At 65.9% G+C, this 17,031-nt stretch carries 13 protein-coding genes and 4 pseudogenes; 11 read left to right on the top strand and 6 right to left on the bottom strand.

Annotation, left to right across the window (positions count from 1 at the left end; all coding sequences use genetic code 11):
• Positions 1-169: 169 nt before the first annotated feature.
• On the bottom strand, positions 170-1,171 hold the full coding sequence (xerD, locus tag AKN84_RS28850; protein WP_050423948.1) for a site-specific tyrosine recombinase XerD: 1,002 nt from the start codon (positions 1,169-1,171) through the stop codon (positions 170-172).
• Between the two features lie 17 nt (positions 1,172-1,188).
• Positions 1,189-1,335 carry a hypothetical protein gene (locus AKN84_RS28845; RefSeq protein ID WP_016843561.1) on the bottom strand — a complete coding sequence of 49 codons (147 nt, stop codon included), beginning with the start codon at positions 1,333-1,335 and terminating at the stop codon, positions 1,189-1,191.
• A 145-nt stretch (positions 1,336-1,480) separates the two neighbouring features.
• Between AKN84_RS28845 and AKN84_RS28840 the strand changes: the two genes are divergently transcribed.
• From AKN84_RS28840 to AKN84_RS28830, 3 genes and pseudogenes are all read left to right on the top strand, one after another.
• On the top strand, positions 1,481-2,113 hold the full coding sequence (locus AKN84_RS28840; RefSeq protein WP_050423918.1) for a shikimate kinase: 633 nt from the start codon (positions 1,481-1,483) through the stop codon (positions 2,111-2,113).
• Positions 2,110-3,252 carry a 3-dehydroquinate synthase gene (gene aroB, locus AKN84_RS28835; RefSeq protein ID WP_050423917.1) on the top strand — a complete coding sequence of 381 codons (1,143 nt, stop codon included), beginning with the start codon at positions 2,110-2,112 and terminating at the stop codon, positions 3,250-3,252. Before AKN84_RS28840 ends, aroB begins: the two co-directional genes overlap by 4 nt.
• A 17-nt stretch (positions 3,253-3,269) precedes the next feature.
• Positions 3,270-4,576: pseudogene (locus AKN84_RS28830) on the top strand (HlyC/CorC family transporter).
• 154 nt (positions 4,577-4,730) lie between these two features.
• Here the strand turns inward: AKN84_RS28830 and AKN84_RS28825 are convergent.
• Together AKN84_RS28825 and AKN84_RS28820 are read right to left on the bottom strand one after the other, a co-directional pair.
• Complete coding sequence (locus AKN84_RS28825) at positions 4,731-5,180, bottom strand: hypothetical protein (protein WP_050423916.1); 450 nt, start codon at positions 5,178-5,180, stop codon at positions 4,731-4,733.
• A 76-nt stretch (positions 5,181-5,256) separates the two neighbouring features.
• Positions 5,257-5,532, bottom strand: coding sequence for a BolA family protein (locus AKN84_RS28820; protein ID WP_028338206.1), 276 nt, complete (start codon positions 5,530-5,532; stop codon positions 5,257-5,259).
• Between the two features lie 109 nt (positions 5,533-5,641).
• Between AKN84_RS28820 and AKN84_RS28815 the strand changes: the two genes are divergently transcribed.
• Positions 5,642-6,277: a J domain-containing protein gene (locus tag AKN84_RS28815; RefSeq protein ID WP_050423915.1), complete on the top strand. Its 636-nt coding sequence runs from the start codon at positions 5,642-5,644 to the stop codon at positions 6,275-6,277.
• Between the two features lie 84 nt (positions 6,278-6,361).
• On the opposite strand, the pseudogene AKN84_RS28810 reads toward AKN84_RS28815, so the two are convergent.
• Positions 6,362-7,456, bottom strand: a pseudogene (locus tag AKN84_RS28810) (citrate synthase/methylcitrate synthase).
• A 76-nt stretch (positions 7,457-7,532) separates the two neighbouring features.
• On the opposite strand from AKN84_RS28810, the pseudogene AKN84_RS28805 reads away from it, so the two are divergent.
• Positions 7,533-8,755: pseudogene (locus AKN84_RS28805) on the top strand (citrate synthase).
• Positions 8,756-8,785: 30 nt separating this feature from the next.
• Here the strand turns inward: AKN84_RS28805 and AKN84_RS28800 are convergent.
• Positions 8,786-9,448: a DedA family protein gene (locus AKN84_RS28800; RefSeq protein WP_050423914.1), complete on the bottom strand. Its 663-nt coding sequence runs from the start codon at positions 9,446-9,448 to the stop codon at positions 8,786-8,788.
• A 295-nt stretch (positions 9,449-9,743) separates the two neighbouring features.
• Here AKN84_RS28800 and cobS point away from each other — a divergent pair, with 295 nt between their 5' ends.
• From cobS to AKN84_RS28770, 6 genes and pseudogenes are all read left to right on the top strand, one after another.
• A complete protein-coding gene (gene cobS, locus AKN84_RS28795) occupies positions 9,744-10,742 on the top strand; it encodes a cobaltochelatase subunit CobS (protein WP_050423913.1) in 999 nt (332 codons plus the stop codon).
• A gap of 3 nt (positions 10,743-10,745) precedes the next feature.
• Positions 10,746-11,156, top strand: coding sequence for a GNAT family N-acetyltransferase (locus tag AKN84_RS28790; protein WP_050423912.1), 411 nt, complete (start codon positions 10,746-10,748; stop codon positions 11,154-11,156).
• Entirely contained in the window at positions 11,153-13,051 is a 1,899-nt protein-coding gene (cobT, locus tag AKN84_RS28785) for a cobaltochelatase subunit CobT (RefSeq protein WP_050423911.1), read from the top strand. Before AKN84_RS28790 ends, cobT begins: the two co-directional genes overlap by 4 nt.
• A 3-nt stretch (positions 13,052-13,054) precedes the next feature.
• Complete coding sequence (locus tag AKN84_RS28780) at positions 13,055-14,161, top strand: esterase-like activity of phytase family protein (protein ID WP_050423910.1); 1,107 nt, start codon at positions 13,055-13,057, stop codon at positions 14,159-14,161.
• 304 nt (positions 14,162-14,465) lie between these two features.
• Positions 14,466-15,578 (top strand): NADH:flavin oxidoreductase/NADH oxidase, encoded by a 1,113-nt coding sequence (locus AKN84_RS28775; RefSeq protein ID WP_050423909.1) that lies wholly within the window; start codon positions 14,466-14,468, stop codon positions 15,576-15,578.
• A 237-nt stretch (positions 15,579-15,815) separates the two neighbouring features.
• A pseudogene (locus AKN84_RS28770) lies at positions 15,816-16,915 on the top strand (LLM class flavin-dependent oxidoreductase).
• The last annotated feature ends 116 nt before the right edge of the window (positions 16,916-17,031 follow it).

The raw sequence follows: 17,031 nt of genomic DNA, 5'->3' as shown, positions 1-17,031 counted from the left end.
GAAGCGGTTTTGGCAGTGGCAAGAGAAGTTTCGTAACTTCAATCGGTTAACGCGCATTCTGGCGGAATGCACGCTTCGGGATCGCAGGCAGGTGACGCTCTTTCTGCGGAGATGGTGCGGAAGTCAAGGCGGATCAGGTGAAGGTATCGATGTCCGGCGGGCGCTGGACTTACTTCTCCGCCAGCGGATGCAGGTCGCGGACCAGGCTCTTCAGCCGCTCCTCGACCACATGGGTGTAGATCTGGGTGGTCGAGATGTCGGTGTGGCCCAGCAGGGTCTGTACGATGCGCAGGTCCGCGCCATTGTGCAGCAAATGGCTGGCGAACGCGTGGCGCAGCACGTGCGGGGAGACCAGCCGCGACGCCAGGCCGGAGGCAACCGCAAGCTCCTTCAGGTCGCGGGCGAAATGCTGCCGGGTCAGATGGCCGCTCTCGCCGGAGGAGGGAAACAGCCATTTCGACGGCGCCGCCTTCTTCGCCTTCGGCTGCATCACTTCCATCGCGGCGAGGTAATCGGCCATCGCCTGGCGCGAGGCGTCGTTCAGCGGCACCAGCCGTTCCTTGTTGCCCTTCCCGCGCACCACGATCATCCGCGCATCGCGCCGCGCCGCGGCGACCGGCAATGACACGAGCTCGGAGACGCGCAGGCCGGTGGCGTAGAGCACCTCGAGCAGGCAATACAGCCGCAGCGCGCGCAGCCGCTGCGCCGGCGAGGCGTCGGTCTGGGTCAGCTCCTTGGCGCGGGTCAGCATGCGGTCGACATCCTGGATCGACAGCACCTTGGGCAGGCCGCGGCCGCGCTTCGGGCCGGACAGGATCGCGGCCGGATCGTCGGTGCGGACCCGCTCGTTGAGCAGAAAACGATAGAGATGCCGCATTGCCGACAGCCGCCGCGCCACGCTGGTCGACTTGAAGCCGCGCGTGTCGAGGTCGGCAAGGTAGCCGCGCAGCGCCTCGGTGTCGGCGCTGGTGAAGTCGGCGCCGGCATGGGCGAGGTAGTCGGAAAAATCCGTGAGGTCGCGCCGGTAGGCGTCGAGCGTGTTGCGGCCTGCGCCCTGTTCCGCCGCGAGCATGTCGAGGAACAACGCGGTCAGCTTGGCGTCGGAGGATTTAGCCGGAGCCTTGGTGGTGGCCTTGGCGGATGTCTTGGTGATCTTGGCGAGAGCGGTCATGCCAAGACTCATAGCGCCTATTTCTTGAGGAACTTATCCGGCGGGATGGTTACGGTCATTTCCCGGGGTTTCGGGTGCACGAAATTCGCCAGCGCGAAGACGATGCCGTAGCCGATCCCGAAAATCACGGCGACGACCGTCAGGAAGCGGAACAGGCTGGGCATGGAGGCGACTCGGGCGGCGAATTAACCAATGAAATCATCCAACATGTTCCCCGCGCGGTTGCAAGAGTCGCTGGTAACGGTGTCGCCGGGGGTAGTATAGGTGGCTCGAATTCCAAACAATTCGTCCCAATATCCGAGCTTTTTGATGTCCGACGCAGCCGTACCGGCGCCCACCCACCCGACCCTGGAGGTCGACATCGCGGCCGCGCTGGGGCCGCGGTCGATCGTGCTGGTCGGCATGATGGGGGCCGGCAAGTCGACCATCGGCCGGCGGATGGCGGCGCGGCTCAAGCTGCCGTTCACCGATGCCGACACCGAGATCGAGACGGCGGCCGACATGACGATCCCCGAGATCTTCGAGACCCATGGCGAGGCCTATTTCCGCGACGGCGAGGCGCGGGTGATCGCCCGGATCCTCGACAGCGGCCCGATCGTGCTTGCGACCGGCGGCGGCGCCTTCATGCGCGAGGAGACCCGGAGCCGGATCCGCGACCGCGCGATCTCGATCTGGCTCAAGGCCGACAGTGATATCATCATGCGCCGGGTCCGCCGCCGCGCCGATCGGCCGCTGCTGCAGACCGCCGACCCCGAGGCGACGGTCAACCGCCTGCTCAGCGAGCGCGAGCCGGTCTACCGTACCGCCGACCTGACGATCGCCTCGCGCGACGTGCCGCATGACCGCATCGTCGACGAGTGCCTCGAGGCCCTGCATGCGCATCTGTGCGGCGCGCGGCCGGCCTGCGAGCCACCACCTGATGGATTGAACGCGACCTCATGACTGCGCCCCTGAAACATTCCGCCTCCGTTACCGTCGACGTCGCGCTCGGCGACCGCGCCTATGACATCGTCATCGGCCGCGACGTGCTGGCCTCGCTCGGCGAACGCGTCGCGGCGCTGCGGCCCGGCGTGCGCACCGCCATCGTCACCGACCGCACCGTCGCCAAGCATTGGCTGGAGCCGACCGAGGCGTCGCTCGCGGCCGCGGGCGTGCCGACGTCGCGGATCGTCGTCGAGGAGGGCGAGGGCTCGAAGAGCTACGCGACGCTGACACAGGTCAGCGAAGCGCTGATCTCAGCGAAGATCGAGCGCAATGATCTCGTCATCGCGCTCGGCGGCGGCGTGGTCGGCGACCTCGCGGGCTTTGCGGCTGCGATCCTGCGCCGCGGCGTCGATTTCGTGCAGGTGCCGACCTCGCTGCTGGCGCAGGTCGATTCTTCGGTCGGCGGCAAGACCGGCATCAACTCGCCGCAGGGCAAGAACCTGATCGGCGCCTTCCACCAGCCGGTGCTGGTGATCGCCGATACGTCCGTGCTCGACACGCTGTCGCCGCGCCAGTTCCGCGCCGGCTATGCCGAGGTCGCGAAATACGGCATTCTGGGCGACGAGGCGTTCTTCGCCTGGCTGGAGACGAACCACACCGACATCTTCTCGGGCGGGGCCGGGCGCGAGCACGCCATCGCCACCTCCTGCCGCGCCAAGGCCGGCGTCGTCTCCCGCGACGAGCGCGAGACCGGCGAGCGTGCGTTGCTCAATCTCGGCCACACCTTCGGCCACGCGCTGGAAGCCGCGACCGGCTTCTCCGACCGCCTGTTCCACGGCGAGGGTGTCTCGGTCGGCATGGTGCTCGCCGCCGAATTCTCGGCGCAGCTCGGCATGATTTCACCTGACGATGCGGCCCGCATCGCCCGTCATCTTTCCGCGGTAGGACTGCCGACGCGCCTGCAGGATATCGCAGGCTTCACGCAGGAAGGTCTCGCCGATGCCGACGCGCTGCTGGCGCTGATGGCGCAGGACAAGAAGGTCAAGCGCGGCAAGCTGACCTTCATCCTGCTGGAGGCGGTCGGCCGCGCCGTGATTGCCAACAATATCGAGCCGCAGCCGGTGCGCGACTTCCTGCAAGCCAAGCTGAAGGCTTAAAGCCACGGATCATTTCAGTGGGATGGTTGACCTTCTCGATCGTGCTGCTCTGTCTCTTGATCTCCGCGTTCTTCGCGGCGAGTGAGACGGCGCTGACCGGCGCCTCGCGCGCCAGCATGCTGCGGTTGTCGAAGCAGGGCAACAGCGAGGCCAGCGTGGTCTCAAGGCTGATCAACATGCGCGAGCGGATGATCGGCGCGCTGCTGCTCGGCAACAATATCGCCAATATCGGCGCCTCGGCGCTGGCGACCGGGGTGTTCACCGCCTGGTTCGGCGATGTCGGCGTGCTCTACGCCACCGCGGTCATGACCGTGATGGTCGTGGTGTTCGCCGAGGTGCTGCCGAAGACCATCGCCATCAACGCGCCCGACCGCATCTCGCTGCTGGTGGCGCGGCCGATGCGGCTGACCATCTTCGTGCTGGGGCCGCTGCTCACCGTGATCGAGACCATCGTGCTGGCGCTGATGAAGCTGCTCGGCATCAAGGTTGGCGCCCATCAGGCGGTGCTGTCGCCGACCGAGCGCCTGCGCGGCGCGGTCGATCTGTTGCATCACGAAGGCAAGGTCGAGAAGCAGGACCGCGACATGCTCGGCGGGCTCTTGGACCTCAGCGAGCTGCAGGTCTCCGACGTCATGGTCCATCGCACCGAGATGACCATGGTCAACGCCGACCTGCCGCCGGAAGAACTGGTGCGCGAGGTGCTGGCGAGCGAATACACCCGGATCCCGCTGTGGCGGGAGAAGCCGGAGAACATCGTCGCGTGCTGCACGCCAAGGATCTGCTGCGCGCGATCCGCGCCAATGAGGGCGACATGTCCGCGATCGATGCCTCCGCGATCGCGCTGCCGCCCTGGTTCGTGCCGGAGATGCGCCCGGTCTCCGAACAGCTGAAGGCGTTCCGCCGCCGCAAGACCCACTTCGCCCTCGTGGTCGACGAGTATGGCGAGGTCGAAGGCATGGTGACGCTGGAGGACATCCTGGAGGAGATCGTCGGCGACATCTCCGACGAGCACGACGTCGTCGTCGCCGGCGTGCGGGCGCAGCCGGACGGCTCGGTCGTGGTCGACGGCTCGGTGCCGATCCGCGACCTCAACCGCGCGATGGACTGGCGCCTGCCGGACGAGGAGGCGACCACGGTCGCCGGCCTCGTGATCCACGAGGCGCGCTCGATCCCGGAGCGCGGCCAGAGCTTCACCTTCCACGGCTTCCGTTTCCGCGTGCTCCGCCGCGAGCGCAACCGCATCACCGCGCTGCGCATCGTCGCTGTGCCGCGCGAGGCCGAGCTCGACGAGAAGAAGCCGAAGCGGGCGGGCACGGCGTTCTAGCGCTAGACGATTGGCTCAAGCCCATCACCGTCACCCTGAGGTGCGAGCGGAGCGAGCCTCGAAGGGTCGACGGCCCGGCTGGTGGCCGATTCATCCTTCGAGGCTCGCTCCGCTCGCACCTCAGGATGACGGGTCTGATAGTCGAAGGAGCGGCCTACTCGATATCGATCGAGATGCCCGACAGTTTCCATGCGCCGTCGGAAGGGATGAAGCCGAGCTGATACTTCACCTGCTTGGGCGTGGTGTCGAAATGGCCCTTCAGCCGCAGCACGCCCTTGTCGTCGATCTTGGCGTCCTCATCGAGCACGATCGGCTTGGCGACCACGGCGTCGAACACGGCGTGCTTGTCGACCAGGTCCTTGAAGATGGTCTGCAGCTTGTCGGGCGGAAACTGGTCGCGGAACGGCTTCGAGATCTTGGCGTGAAACACGCTGAAATTATTCGAGGCCACCGCGTCGTTGAGCGACACCAGGATGCTCTTGATCAGCACCTCCTGGACGAACGGGCTCGGCATATCCAGCGCCGCGGCCGGGCGTATCGCGCAGATCAGGAGCAGGCCGGCGGCGGTGACGATCGACCGGAAACGTGGCCAGCAAGGGATCATCAATGGCCCCATCTAAAGCGCGGAGGTGCTATTCTCATAACGGAAAACCGCTGCTTCGTCTTGAGGCAAGCGCGAGCTAGCGCGGCTTTTCCCCGGGGCCGTGCGCGTGGATCGCCAGCGCATGCACCGAGCCGGCGAGTTCCTGCGCCAGCGTCGCATTTATCATGCGATGGCGTTCGATCCGGCTCTTCCCTTCGAAGGCCGGAGACACAATATATACCCTGAAATGCGTCTCCCCGCCTGGCCTGTGGCCGGCGTGGCCCTCATGCAGATGTGACTCATCGACGACGTCGAGGCTTTCGGGCAAGAAAGCTTCACGCAACTTGTTTATGATAGCGTCTTTGGTGCTCATGGCGGCGGAGTTAGGTTCGCGACGGCTTTTCGTCAATGGTGCAAGCGGGAAACGAGGTCTGCGCAATGTCAAGACTTGAAGATTTGTGCATTGCGTAGTCAAAGAGATCATGCCGATCGATTCATCAAAATTCTTCGACTCCATTCGCATCAAGCCGACCAAGGTGAGTGCGAAGCGCCAGGCGCAGGCCGGCGAGCAGGCCGTGACCTGCGAGTGGGCGGGTTGCCAGAACAAGGGCGCGCACCGCGCTCCGAAGGGCCGCGAGAATTCGCGCGAGTATTGGCACTTCTGTCTCGATCACGTCCGCGAGTACAACCAGTCCTACAATTTCTTCCAGGGCATGAATCCTGACGACGTCGCGCGCTACCAGAAGGACGCGCTGACCGGTCATCGTCCAACCTGGAAGATGGGCGCCAACAACGGCAAGAAGGAGAGCGGTCTCGATGCCGCCTCCGATCCGTTCCACGTGTTCTCCGAGCTCAACGGCCGCGGCCGCTGGCGCCCCGGGCCGGGCGGCGCGGAGCCCAAGCCCGAGACCCGCAAGGTCATGAACGCCGAGCGCAAGGCGCTGCTGGTGATGGGATTGGGGGCCGAGGCGACGCTGGAAGACGTCAAGTCGAAGTACAAGGCGCTGGTGAAGCAGCACCACCCCGACGCCAATGGCGGCGACCGCTCCACCGAGGATCGCCTGATCGAGATCATCAAGGCGTATAATTATCTGAAGACCGTGGTGCGCGAGGCGTAACTCTCGCCGTTGTCGCCCCTGCGAACGCTTTCGCAGGGACGACGGCGGGATTTGTGGCCCCGCCGTCGGATGCATTCTGCAGTCTCAATCCTTCGGCACCGCCCCGACATAGGACGAGCTCGGCCGGATCAGCCGGCCGGTGCGGCGCTGCTCCAGCGCATGCGCGGTCCAGCCTGCGGCGCGGGCCACGGCGAAGATCGGCGTGAACGCCTGCCGCGGGATCTCCAGGCCATCGAGCAGGATCGCGGTGAAGAACTCGACATTGGTCTCGAGCGGCCGCTCCGGATTCTTCTTCCGCAACGCCTCGCGGATATAGGCTTCGACCTCGCCGGCAAACGGCAGGTCGGCACCACTGGCCTCCAGGCGCTCGATTGCGACCTTCAACACGTCGGCGCGCGGATCGCGCACCCCGATAGACGCGGTGGCCGAAGCCCATCAGCCGTTCGCCATGCGCCAGCGCGCCGTCGACCCAGGGCTTGATCCGCTCGCTTGTGCCGATCGCATCCAGCATCTCGAGCACCGGCTCGGGCGCGCCGCCATGCAGCGGGCCCGTCAGCGCGCAATAGCCGCCGGTGATGGCCGCGAACAAATCGGCCTGGGTCGAGGCGATCACCCGCGTGGTGAAGGTCGACGCGTTCATGCCGTGGTCGCAGACCGTGACGAGATAGGCGTCGAGCGCCGCGACCTCACGCGGCGCCGCCTTGCGGCCCAGCAGCATATGCAGTGTGTCGGCGGCGTGGCTGACATTCGGATCGGGCGCGATCGGCGCCTGTCCCTTGGCTTGCTGCACCAGGCGCCGGCGATTACCGGGAAGGCGCCGACAATGGTCGCCTCGTGCTCCAGCCCGTTCTCGCCGCGCAGGCCCGCGATCGCGGCGCGGAAGCCGTCGACGATCGACATGCCGCGCGTTGCCGGCAGCAGGTCCGGCAGCCGTGCGAAGGCGCGCTCGCGGGCGGCGCCGAGGCTGGCGCGGACATTGGCCTCGCTCAGCGTCTTGCCGGTGGCGCCGTTCCACAGCCGCGCGGTGACGCCCTCGAAGCTCGATTTGCCGGCGAGGTTGGCGACGTGCTCGCCGGCGATGATGAGTTCGCCGCGCTCGCCGTCGACATGGCTCAACACGGTCTCGGCGGCGGGAACGCCGTCCAGACCGATCTGGCTCTTGGTGAGAATCATGTTCATGGCCCGATCTCCTTGCTTCACCTCTTCAAGGTCGGACCTCTCGACGAGTTGATCAATCTTGATTATATAAATCAATATGAAAAAATCCGCTGAGCTGTACCTCTCCGCCCGGGAGGCCGCCGCCGAGCTCGCGATCTCGCCGCGACCCTCTACGCCTATGTCAGCCGTGGCCTGATCCGCTCCGAGCCGTCGCCGGATTCACGCAGCCACCGCTACCGCGCGGAGGACATCAGGGGTCTGAAGGAGCGCCGCGTGCCGTCACCGGAGCCGCGCGGCTTCCGCAATTTCGATGCCGATTTGCCGGTGATGGATTCGGCGATCGCAACCATCACCGAGCAGGGGCCGATCTATCGCGGCGTCAACTGCGTCGATCTCTCCCAGCGCGACACGCTGGAGCACACCGCGACGCTGCTGTGGGACGTCACCGGCGTCGATCCGTTCGCGCCGGACAATTGCCCGCATGTCTCCGATGAAATGCGTGCGATCGCCGAAGCCGCGCGGCGCGCCCAGCCGATCGACCGCACGGTCGCCGTGCTGGCGCTGGCGGCGAGTGCCGATCCCGGCGCCTTCACCCGCGCGCCCGATGGCCGCGCGATGGTCGGCGGGCGCATCTTGCGGCTGCTGGTCGCGACCATGCTGAACGCTGTGCCGTCGGCCGAGCCGCTGCATGAGCAGGTGGCGCGGGTCTGGACGCCCGACAACAAGCACGCGCCCGACCTGATTCGCCGCGCGCTGGTGTTGCTCGCCGATCATGAGCTGAATGCGTCCACCTTCACCGCGCGCTGCGCGGCATCGACCGGCCTCAACCTGTACGATGCCGTGATTGCGGGTCTCGTCGCGCTGAAAGGGCCGATGCATGGCGGCGCCGGCGTGCTCGCCTCGCGCCTCGTCAAGACGATGATCGACCATGACGTCGCGCCCGTGGTCCGCGAACGTGTGGCGCTCGGCGAGCGTTTCGCCGGCTTCGGTCACGGCGTCTACAAGAAGGGCGATCCGCGCGCGATCTCGTTGCTCGAGGCGCTGACGCGGGCCGGCGCGCCGCGCAAATTCACCAGGGAAGTGCCGGATAGAATCGCCGAGGCAACCGGCGAGTTCGTCAACATCGATTACGCGCTGGCGGTGCTGGTGCATGCGCTGCGGATGCCCGCAGGCAGCGAGCTTGCGCTGTTCGCGATGGCGCGCAGCGTCGGCTGGATCGCGCATGCCAGCGAGCAGCTTCAGCTCGGCAAATTGATTCGGCCTCGCGCGCGCTATGTCGGCCCGGCACCCGGGCGGGCCGGCACGACGAACAGCATCTAGAGCATGATGGAGATCATGCTCAAGTAAAGCCTATTTTGCCGGGTTGGCCGGTTCGATGATCCCGCCGCCATGGCGGCGGCGGATGGTCCAGATCGCGAGCGTCAGGATGACCGCGCCGCCCGCCACCGCGAACATCCATAGATGCTTGCCGACATGTTGATGATGCGGCAGGCCGGCATAGTCGTGCAGCGCGGTGACGGCGAGCACCCCGGGCAACACGTGGGCTGGCGCCCAGAGCAGGATGGCTGGGATGTTGACCGCGTAGAAGCGCGCCGGCGGCATGTCGAGCGCACCGGCGGTGATCGGCACGAAGGCGCGAATCGGCGGCACGAAGCGGGCGAAGAACACCGCGAGCACGCCCCAGCGGTTGAAGAAGGCCTCGCTCTGCGCGACCACACGCGGGTAGTTGGAGAGCGGCCAGGCCGACAGGATCTCGCGCTGGCTGCGGTAGCCGATCAGATAAGCGGTGCCGTCGCCGAGCATCGCGCCGGCGGCGGCCGCGGCCAGCACCGGCACGAGCTTCAATTCGCCGCCCGGGACCAGCGCGCTCAGCGCCAGGATGATGGTCGAGCCCGGCACCAGCGAGCCGACCACCGGAACGGCTTCCAGCAGCGCGGCCAGAAACAGCGTCAGGTAAGCGAGCCAGGCATGGGCCGAAACGAATGCGATCAAGGGGTCAAGGAATGAAGTCACAGAATCCCTGGGTGGTGAAGAAACAGGTTCGAGAGCTAACAACTCCGCGCCGGGCTGAAAAGTGCCCGGCCCGGACAGGCCGCCGTGGCGCTGCGGCGAAAGTACGGCGGGATTTGCAGAGCAGCCTTCCAAAAACCGAGTTTCGCGCCTATCTTTATGATACAACGACGGAACTTTGATTTGCCCGTGGGCTTCTGCCGGCCGATGCTCTCTGCTAGGCTTGTGCGTAGCACCCCATCCGCAGCCAAATGACCTTAAATCTGGTTTCGGGAATGCCCGGGACCTCGGAGGATGAATGACGACCGCCGTCCAGACCAAAGAGCAAGAACCCGTCGGCTTGCCCGACATGAAGGTTTCGGTTCGGCAGGTCTTCGGGATCGATAGCGATCTGGAAGTTCCCGCCTATTCCGAAGTCGATCCGCATGTGCCGGAAGTCGACAGCGACTATCGCTTCGACCGCGCCACCACGCTCGCGATCCTCGCCGGCTTTGCCAAGAACCGCCGCGTGATGGTCACCGGCTATCACGGCACCGGCAAGTCGACTCACATCGAGCAGGTCGCGGCCCGCCTCAACTGGCCCTGCGTGCGCGTCAACCTCGACAGCCACATCAGCCGTATCGATCTCGTCGGCAAGGACGCCATCGTGGTCAAGGACGGCAAGCAGGTCACCGAATTCCGCGACGGCATCCTGCCTTGGGCGCTGCAGCACAACATTGCACTGGTGTTCGACGAATACGACGCCGGCCGTCCGGACGTGATGTTCGTGATCCAGCGCGTGCTGGAAGTCTCCGGCCGCCTGACGCTGCTCGACCAGAACAAGGTGATCAAGCCGCATCCGGCGTTCCGCCTGTTCTCGACCGCCAACACGGTCGGCCTCGGCGATACCTCGGGCCTCTATCACGGCACCCAGCAGATCAACCAGGGCCAGATGGACCGCTGGTCGATCGTCACCACGCTGAACTACCTCGCCCATGACGAGGAAGTGGAGATCGTGCTGGCCAAGGCGCGCCATTACCGCACGCAGGAAGGCCGCGACATCGTCAACAAGATGGTTCGGCTTGCCGATCTCACCCGCAACGCGTTCGCCAATGGCGACCTGTCGACGGTGATGAGCCCGCGCACGGTGATCACCTGGGCCGAGAACGCGGACATCTTCAACGACATCGGCTTCGCGTTCCGCGTCACCTTTCTCAACAAGTGTGACGAGCTGGAGCGGCCGCTGGTCGCCGAGTTCTACCAGCGCTGCTTCAACGTCGAGCTGCCGGAATCCTCGGTCAACGTGGCGCTCAGCTAGTCCATGCCGAAAATCTCCGTCGAGCGCACAGTCACACAGACGAAGAAGGCGGTGCTCGGCGGATTGCTCCGCTACAACAACGAGAAGATGGGGAAGCAGAAGTACAAGCGCTTCGCCATCTCGCTGCGGCAAGGCGACGAGATCGTCGGCGGCATCGTCGGCGAGGTCTGGACCGCGGTGTTGTTCATTCAATTGTTCTGGATGGAGCGGAAGTTTCGCAACAAGGGCTTTGGCGCGAAGCTGATCAAGGCGATCGAAGACGAGGCGCGGCGCTTCGGAGCCACGCAATCCTATCTGGATACGATGAGCTTCCAGGCGCCGGGCTTCTACCGCGCCAACGGATATAAAGAGTTCGGTTCGATTGAGGGGTATCCCGGCGGCGTCACGCGCCACTGGTTTACGAAATCGCTATGACAACCTCCAATATCAAATTCCGTCCCGGGTCGAAGGAAGCGCCGACCGAGCCGTTCAAGCGCTCGGTGTCGGCGTGCCTGAAGGCGATCGCCAAGAAGCCGGAGCTCGAGGTCTCTTTCGCCGCCGAGCGGCCCGGGCTCGCGCCCGGCAAGGCGCGGCTGCCGGAGCCGGCGCGCAAGATGACCAAGCGCGATGCGGCGATCGTGCGCGGCCACGCCGATTCGATCGCGCTCAAGATCGCCTGTCACGATCCCAAGGTGCATCGCAAGCTGATGCCGGGCAATCCGCAGGCGCGCGGCGTGTTCGAGGCGGTCGAGCAGGCCCGTGTCGAGGCGATCGGCTCGCGCCGGATGGCCGGCGTTGCGAAGAACCTCACCGCGATGCTCGACGATCATTTCCACCGCGGCAAGTATGACGAGATCACCGACCGCGCCGATGCGCCGCTGTCGGATGCGCTGGCGATGCTGGTGCGCGAGCGGCTCACCGGCATGGCGCCGCCCGCGGCCGCCAAGAAGATGGTCGATCTCTGGCGTCCCACGCTGGAGGACAAGATCGGCTCGCGGCTCGATCAGCTCAGCCGTTTCACCGAGGACCAGGCGAGGTTCGGCGATCTCGTCCATGACCTGCTGTCGGCGCTCGATCTCGGCGACGATCGCAACATGGATTCCGACGACGACGAGGATCAGGACGAGAACCAGGACGGCGAGAGCGATCAGTCCGGCGCCGAGGGCTCGCCCGATTCCGACGCCGCGCAGGAGATGAGCGCCGACCAGGCCCAGACCACCGCCGACGAGATGAGCGAAAGCGCGATGGAGAGCGCGCAGGCCTCGACGTCAGACACGTTCGACGACGGCGAGCTCGGCGACGACGAGACGCCGGGCGAGGCGACGCGGCCGAATTCGCGCGGCCAGAACGAGCCGCGCGGCCCGGAATATCATGCGTTTGCGCCGAGGTTCGACGAGGTGATCGCGGCCGAAGACCTCTGCGACCACGACGAGCTCGAGCGGCTGCGCTCCTATCTCGACAAGCAGCTTGCGCATCTGCAGGGCATCGTGGCGAGGCTCGCCAACCGCCTGCAGCGCCGCCTGATGGCGCAGCAGAACCGCGCCTGGGATTTCGATCTCGAGGAAGGCATCCTCGATCCGGCGCGGCTGTCGCGCGTCGTCACCGATCCCTATCATCCGCTGTCCTTCATGCACGAGAAGGAGGCGACGTTCCGCGACACCGTGGTGACGTTGCTGCTGGATAACTCCGGCTCGATGCGCGGCCGACCGATCACGGTTGCCGCCACCTGCGCCGACATCCTGGCACGGACGCTGGAGCGTTGCGGCGTCAAGGTCGAGATCCTCGGCTTCACCACCCGCGCCTGGAAGGGCGGGCAGTCGCGCGAGTCCTGGCTTGCCGCCGGCAAGCCGGCCAATCCCGGCCGCCTCAACGATCTCAGGCACATCATCTACAAGTCGGCCGACGCCCCGTGGCGTCGTGCGCGGAAGAATCTCGGCCTGATGATGCGCGAAGGCCTCCTGAAGGAGAACATCGACGGCGAGGCGCTCGACTGGGCGCACAAGCGCCTGCTTGCGCGTCCCGAGCAGCGCCGCATCCTGATGATGATCTCCGACGGCGCGCCGGTCGACGACTCCACGCTATCGGTCAATCCCGGCAACTATCTCGAGCGGCATCTGCGCCACATCATCGAGGAGATCGAGACCCGCTCGCCGGTCGAGCTGATCGCGATCGGCATCGGTCACGACGTGACGCGCTACTATCGCCGCGCCGTCACCATCGTGGATGCCGAAGAGCTTGGCGGTGCCATCACCGAAAAGCTCGCCGAGCTGTTCAGCGAGACCCACGGCTCGACGCCCGCACCGGGCACCCGGCGCCGCCTCCACTCGTGAGACATGCGCTCACTTTTTAGCCGCCGCCATTTCCTGAGAGATGTGGCGGCGGGGCTGTCGGCCGCAGCAGTGCCGCGGCTCGCGCAGGCAGAAGGCGCGAGCCAGCCGGCGCTGACGCCGGGACCGCCGGGGCGGCCGGGCCGTCACCGCGTCGATGAACCGGTCGCGGTCGAAGTCAACGCACGGCCGCTGCCGTCGTTCGACATCCGCGATCGCGCAAAGATGCGGTTCGGCGCACTGGAATATCGCAGCGGTCTCATTCTGACCTCGTCGTTCTCCGGCTTCGGCGGCCTCTCTGCGCTCAGGCTCGACGCCAGGGGCGAACGCTTCATCGCGGTCAGCGACCAGGGCACCTGGTTCACCGGCCGCATCGTCCATCGTGGCCGCGACATGATCGGGCTCGACGATGTCGAGGCGGCGCCGCTGCTCGCGGCTGACGGCCGGCCGATCACGGCGACCCGCGGCTGGTATGATTCGGAATCGCTCGCGCTCGACGGCTCCATTGCCTATGTCGGGCTCGAGCGGGTCAACCAGGTGTTGCGCTACGATTTCGCCAAGGGCTTCACCCGCTCGCGCGGCGAGGTGGTGCCGCTGCCGCCGGCGGCGCGCAAGCTGCCCATCAACAAGGGGCTCGAGGCGCTGGTCTTCGTGCCGAAGGCCATGTCCAAGGATCTGCCCAAAGCGCAGGCGCTGGCCGGCACGCTGATTGCGATGTCGGAACGCGGGCTCGATGCGAGCGGCAATTTGATCGCCTTCCTGGTCGGCGGCAAGACGCCGGGCCAGTTCAGCGTCCGCCGCACCGAGAATTTCGATATCAGCGACGCGGTGCTGCTGCCGTCGGGCGATCTGTTGATCCTGGAGCGGAAATTCTCCTGGCTCGGCGGCGTCGGCATCCGCATCCGCCGCCTCGCGCTCTCCGACATCGCGCCCGGCGCCGTCGTCGATGGCCCGGCGATCTTCAATGCCGATCTCGGCAACGAGATCGACAACATGGAAGGCATCGACGCCCATGTCACCGCCGAAGGCGAGACCGTGCTGACCATGATCTCCGACGACAATTTCTCCCTGATCCAGCGCAACCTGCTGCTGCAATTCACGCTGGTCGAGTGAGGTTTCTCCTCTTCACCCTCCCCTGGAGGGGGAGGGTCGGCTCGCAATGAGCGAAGCGAATGCGAGACGGGGTGGGGTGATCTCTCAACACGGACAGTGATCGAGTGGAGGGACTGTCACCCCACCCCGTATCGCATCTTGCTGCGCGCGATGCGATACGACCCTCCCCCTCCAGGGGAGGGTGAACGGACGCCGTATCCGCATTGCTGGTCTGCGTCCTGGCCTGTCTGCCGCTCCCGCCTGTTGGTGATCGCAGCCGCGGTCTCTATCTTAAGCGCGCCCTTCCCCGATCCGGATATCCCGCATGAGCACCCTGTTTTCCCCGATCGAACTGCGCAGCCTCAAGCTCTCTAATCGCATCATGGTCTCGCCGATGTGCCAGTATTCGGCCGTCGACGGCTCGGCCACTGATTGGCACTTCACCCACATCAACATGCTGGCGCTATCGGGCGCCGCGATGTTCTGCATCGAGGCCACCCATGTCGAGGATATCGGGCGGATCACGCCGGGCTGCCTCGGCCTTTACAGCGATGCCAATGAAGCGGCGCTGAAGCCGATCCTGGCCTCGGTGCGCAAGCATTCGAAGGCGGCGGTCGCGATGCAGCTCGCCCATGCGGGCCGCAAGGCGTCGAGCCAGCGGCCCTGGGAGGGCGGGCAGCTCATTCCAATTGCGGAGGGCGGCTGGCAGACGGTTGGACCGTCCGCGGTGCCCCACAAGGAAAGCGAGGCAGCGCCGGTGGCGCTCGACGACGCCGGCCTGAAGCGCATTCGCGAGGCCTTTGTTGCGTCGGCGAAGCGCGCCGACCGGCTCGGCATCGACGCGCTCGAACTGCACGGCGCGCACGGCTATCTGCTGCACCAGTTCCTGTCGCCAATCGCCAACAAGCGCACCGACCGCTACGGCGGCTCGCTGGAAAACCGGATGCGCTTCCCGCTGGAAGTGTTCGACGCGGTGCGCGCCGTATTTCCGGATCACAAGCCGATCGGCATGCGGGTGTCGGCGACCGACTGGGTCGAGGGCGCCTGGGACCTCGCGCAGACCATCGAGTTTGCCAAGGAGCTGAAGAAGCGCGGCGTCGACTGGATGGATGTCTCCTCGGGCGGCGTGTCGCCGCTGCAGAAGATCCCGCTCGGGCCGGGCTATCAGGTGCCGGCGGCGCAGGCGGTGAGGGAAGCGACCGGCGTCACCACGATGGCGGTCGGCCTGATTACGGAAGCGAAGCAGGCGGAGGAGATCGTCGCGACCGGGAAGGCCGACATGGTCGCGCTCGCCCGTGGCATGCTCTACGACCCGCGCTGGGGCTGGCATGCCGCCGCAGAGCTCGGCGGCGAGGTGAGCGCGCCGCCGCAATATTGGCGCTCGCAGCCCTCGACCCAGAAGGCGCTGTTCGGCAAGACCACGTTCGGCGCGCGGTAGGACTGTCGCCCGGATCGAGCGCACGAGCCCGTAGCCCGGATGGAGCGAAGCGAAATCCGGGGATCTCGCAACCTGCACAGAACTGTCTCGGATCGCACTTCGCGCCATCCGGGCTACCTCTGCGCATGGCCAGGGAATGACGATGTGATCCATTGAGCCATTGTCCTGCCGCAGCCTCGGCAGCTACTCTCTGCAGCGCGTGCGCAAGATACGCATCGAAACAAACAGAGGAAACCCATGGAACTCGGATACTTCGCGATGCCGTCGCATCCGCCGGAGTGCGGATTGAAGGAGGGCCACGACTGGGACCTGCAGGTGCTGCGCTGGCTCGACGAGCTCGGCTATCAGGAAGCCTGGATCGGCGAGCACCATACCGCGCCTTGGGAGCCGCATCCGTCGCCGGATCTGTTGGTCGCCCAGGCGCTGCTGCAGACCAAGAACATCCGCATCGGCCCCGGTGGCTTCCTGCTGCCGTATCATCACCCGGCCGAGCTCGCCAACCGCGTCGCGATGCTCGATCACATCTCGAACGGCCGGTTGAACTTCGGCGTCGCCGCCTCGGGCCTGCCGAGCGACTGGGCGATGTTCAATGTCGACGGCATGTCCGGCCAAAACCGCGACATGACCCGCGAGGCGCTCGAGATCATCCTGAAGATGTGGACCGAGCCGGGTCCGTGGACTCATAAAGGCAGGTTCTGGACGGTCACCAAGCCGGACACGATGTTCGATTTCCTGAAACCCCACATCAAGCCTCAACAAGCGCCGCATCCGCCGATCGGCGTCGCGGGATTGTCGAAGAATTCGGACACGCTGAAGCTCGCCGGCGAGCGCGGCTTCATTCCGATGAGCCTCAATCTCAACCCGGCCTATGTCGGCAGCCACTGGGATTCGGTCGAGGCCGGCGCCGCCAAGACCGGCCGCAAGCCGAGCCGCAAGGACTGGCGGATGGTGCGCGAAGTGTTCGTGGCCGACACCGACGCGGAGGCCTGGAAGCTCTCGACCGGCGACATGATGGGCCGGATGATGGGCGAGTATTTCCTGCCGCTGCTCGGCCACTTCGGCTTCAAGGATTATCTGAAGGCCTCGCCCGACGTGCCCGACAGCGACGTCACGGTGGAATATTGCGCGCGCAACAACTGGATCGTCGGCTCGCCCGCGACGGTCACCGAGAAGATCGAGCAGATCTACCAGGAAGTCGGCGGCTTCGGCGTGCTCCTGGTGTTCGGCTTCGACTACAAGCACAAGCCGGAGCCTGGCACAATTCGCTGCGGCTCCTGAAGCAGGAAGTGCTGCCGCGGCTGAAGCATCTCGACGCCTCTGTCAGCCGCGCGGCGTAGGAGGATGAGATCACGCGGGACAGCGGCAACGCTGCCCCGCGTTTCACGTCGTGGCCCCGCCCGGTGATCTTCGGACTCGGCATTGAAAGACGCTCGCTGAAATGCATGAGGCGGAC

Source organism: Bradyrhizobium tropiciagri, assembly GCF_001189845.1.
GTDB lineage: Bacteria > Pseudomonadota > Alphaproteobacteria > Rhizobiales > Xanthobacteraceae > Bradyrhizobium > Bradyrhizobium tropiciagri.
The sequence above is the reverse complement of the archived record's forward strand: the minus strand, read 5'-3'. Positions and strand labels throughout refer to the sequence as shown.

What these genes read in the sequence shown, in the direction of transcription:
- xerD (WP_050423948.1), bottom strand. Translation starts at nt 1,171, where the DNA reads ATGACCGCTCTCGCCAAGATCACCAAGACATCCGCCAAGGCCACCACC.
- AKN84_RS28845 (WP_016843561.1), bottom strand. Translation starts at nt 1,335, where the DNA reads ATGCCCAGCCTGTTCCGCTTCCTGACGGTCGTCGCCGTGATTTTCGGG.
- AKN84_RS28840 (WP_050423918.1), top strand. Translation starts at nt 1,481, where the DNA reads ATGTCCGACGCAGCCGTACCGGCGCCCACCCACCCGACCCTGGAGGTC.
- aroB (WP_050423917.1), top strand. Translation starts at nt 2,110, where the DNA reads ATGACTGCGCCCCTGAAACATTCCGCCTCCGTTACCGTCGACGTCGCG.
- AKN84_RS28825 (WP_050423916.1), bottom strand. Translation starts at nt 5,180, where the DNA reads ATGATCCCTTGCTGGCCACGTTTCCGGTCGATCGTCACCGCCGCCGGC.
- AKN84_RS28820 (WP_028338206.1), bottom strand. Translation starts at nt 5,532, where the DNA reads ATGAGCACCAAAGACGCTATCATAAACAAGTTGCGTGAAGCTTTCTTG.
- AKN84_RS28815 (WP_050423915.1), top strand. Translation starts at nt 5,642, where the DNA reads ATGCCGATCGATTCATCAAAATTCTTCGACTCCATTCGCATCAAGCCG.
- cobS (WP_050423913.1), top strand. Translation starts at nt 9,744, where the DNA reads ATGACGACCGCCGTCCAGACCAAAGAGCAAGAACCCGTCGGCTTGCCC.
- AKN84_RS28790 (WP_050423912.1), top strand. Translation starts at nt 10,746, where the DNA reads ATGCCGAAAATCTCCGTCGAGCGCACAGTCACACAGACGAAGAAGGCG.
- cobT (WP_050423911.1), top strand. Translation starts at nt 11,153, where the DNA reads ATGACAACCTCCAATATCAAATTCCGTCCCGGGTCGAAGGAAGCGCCG.
- AKN84_RS28780 (WP_050423910.1), top strand. Translation starts at nt 13,055, where the DNA reads ATGCGCTCACTTTTTAGCCGCCGCCATTTCCTGAGAGATGTGGCGGCG.
- AKN84_RS28775 (WP_050423909.1), top strand. Translation starts at nt 14,466, where the DNA reads ATGAGCACCCTGTTTTCCCCGATCGAACTGCGCAGCCTCAAGCTCTCT.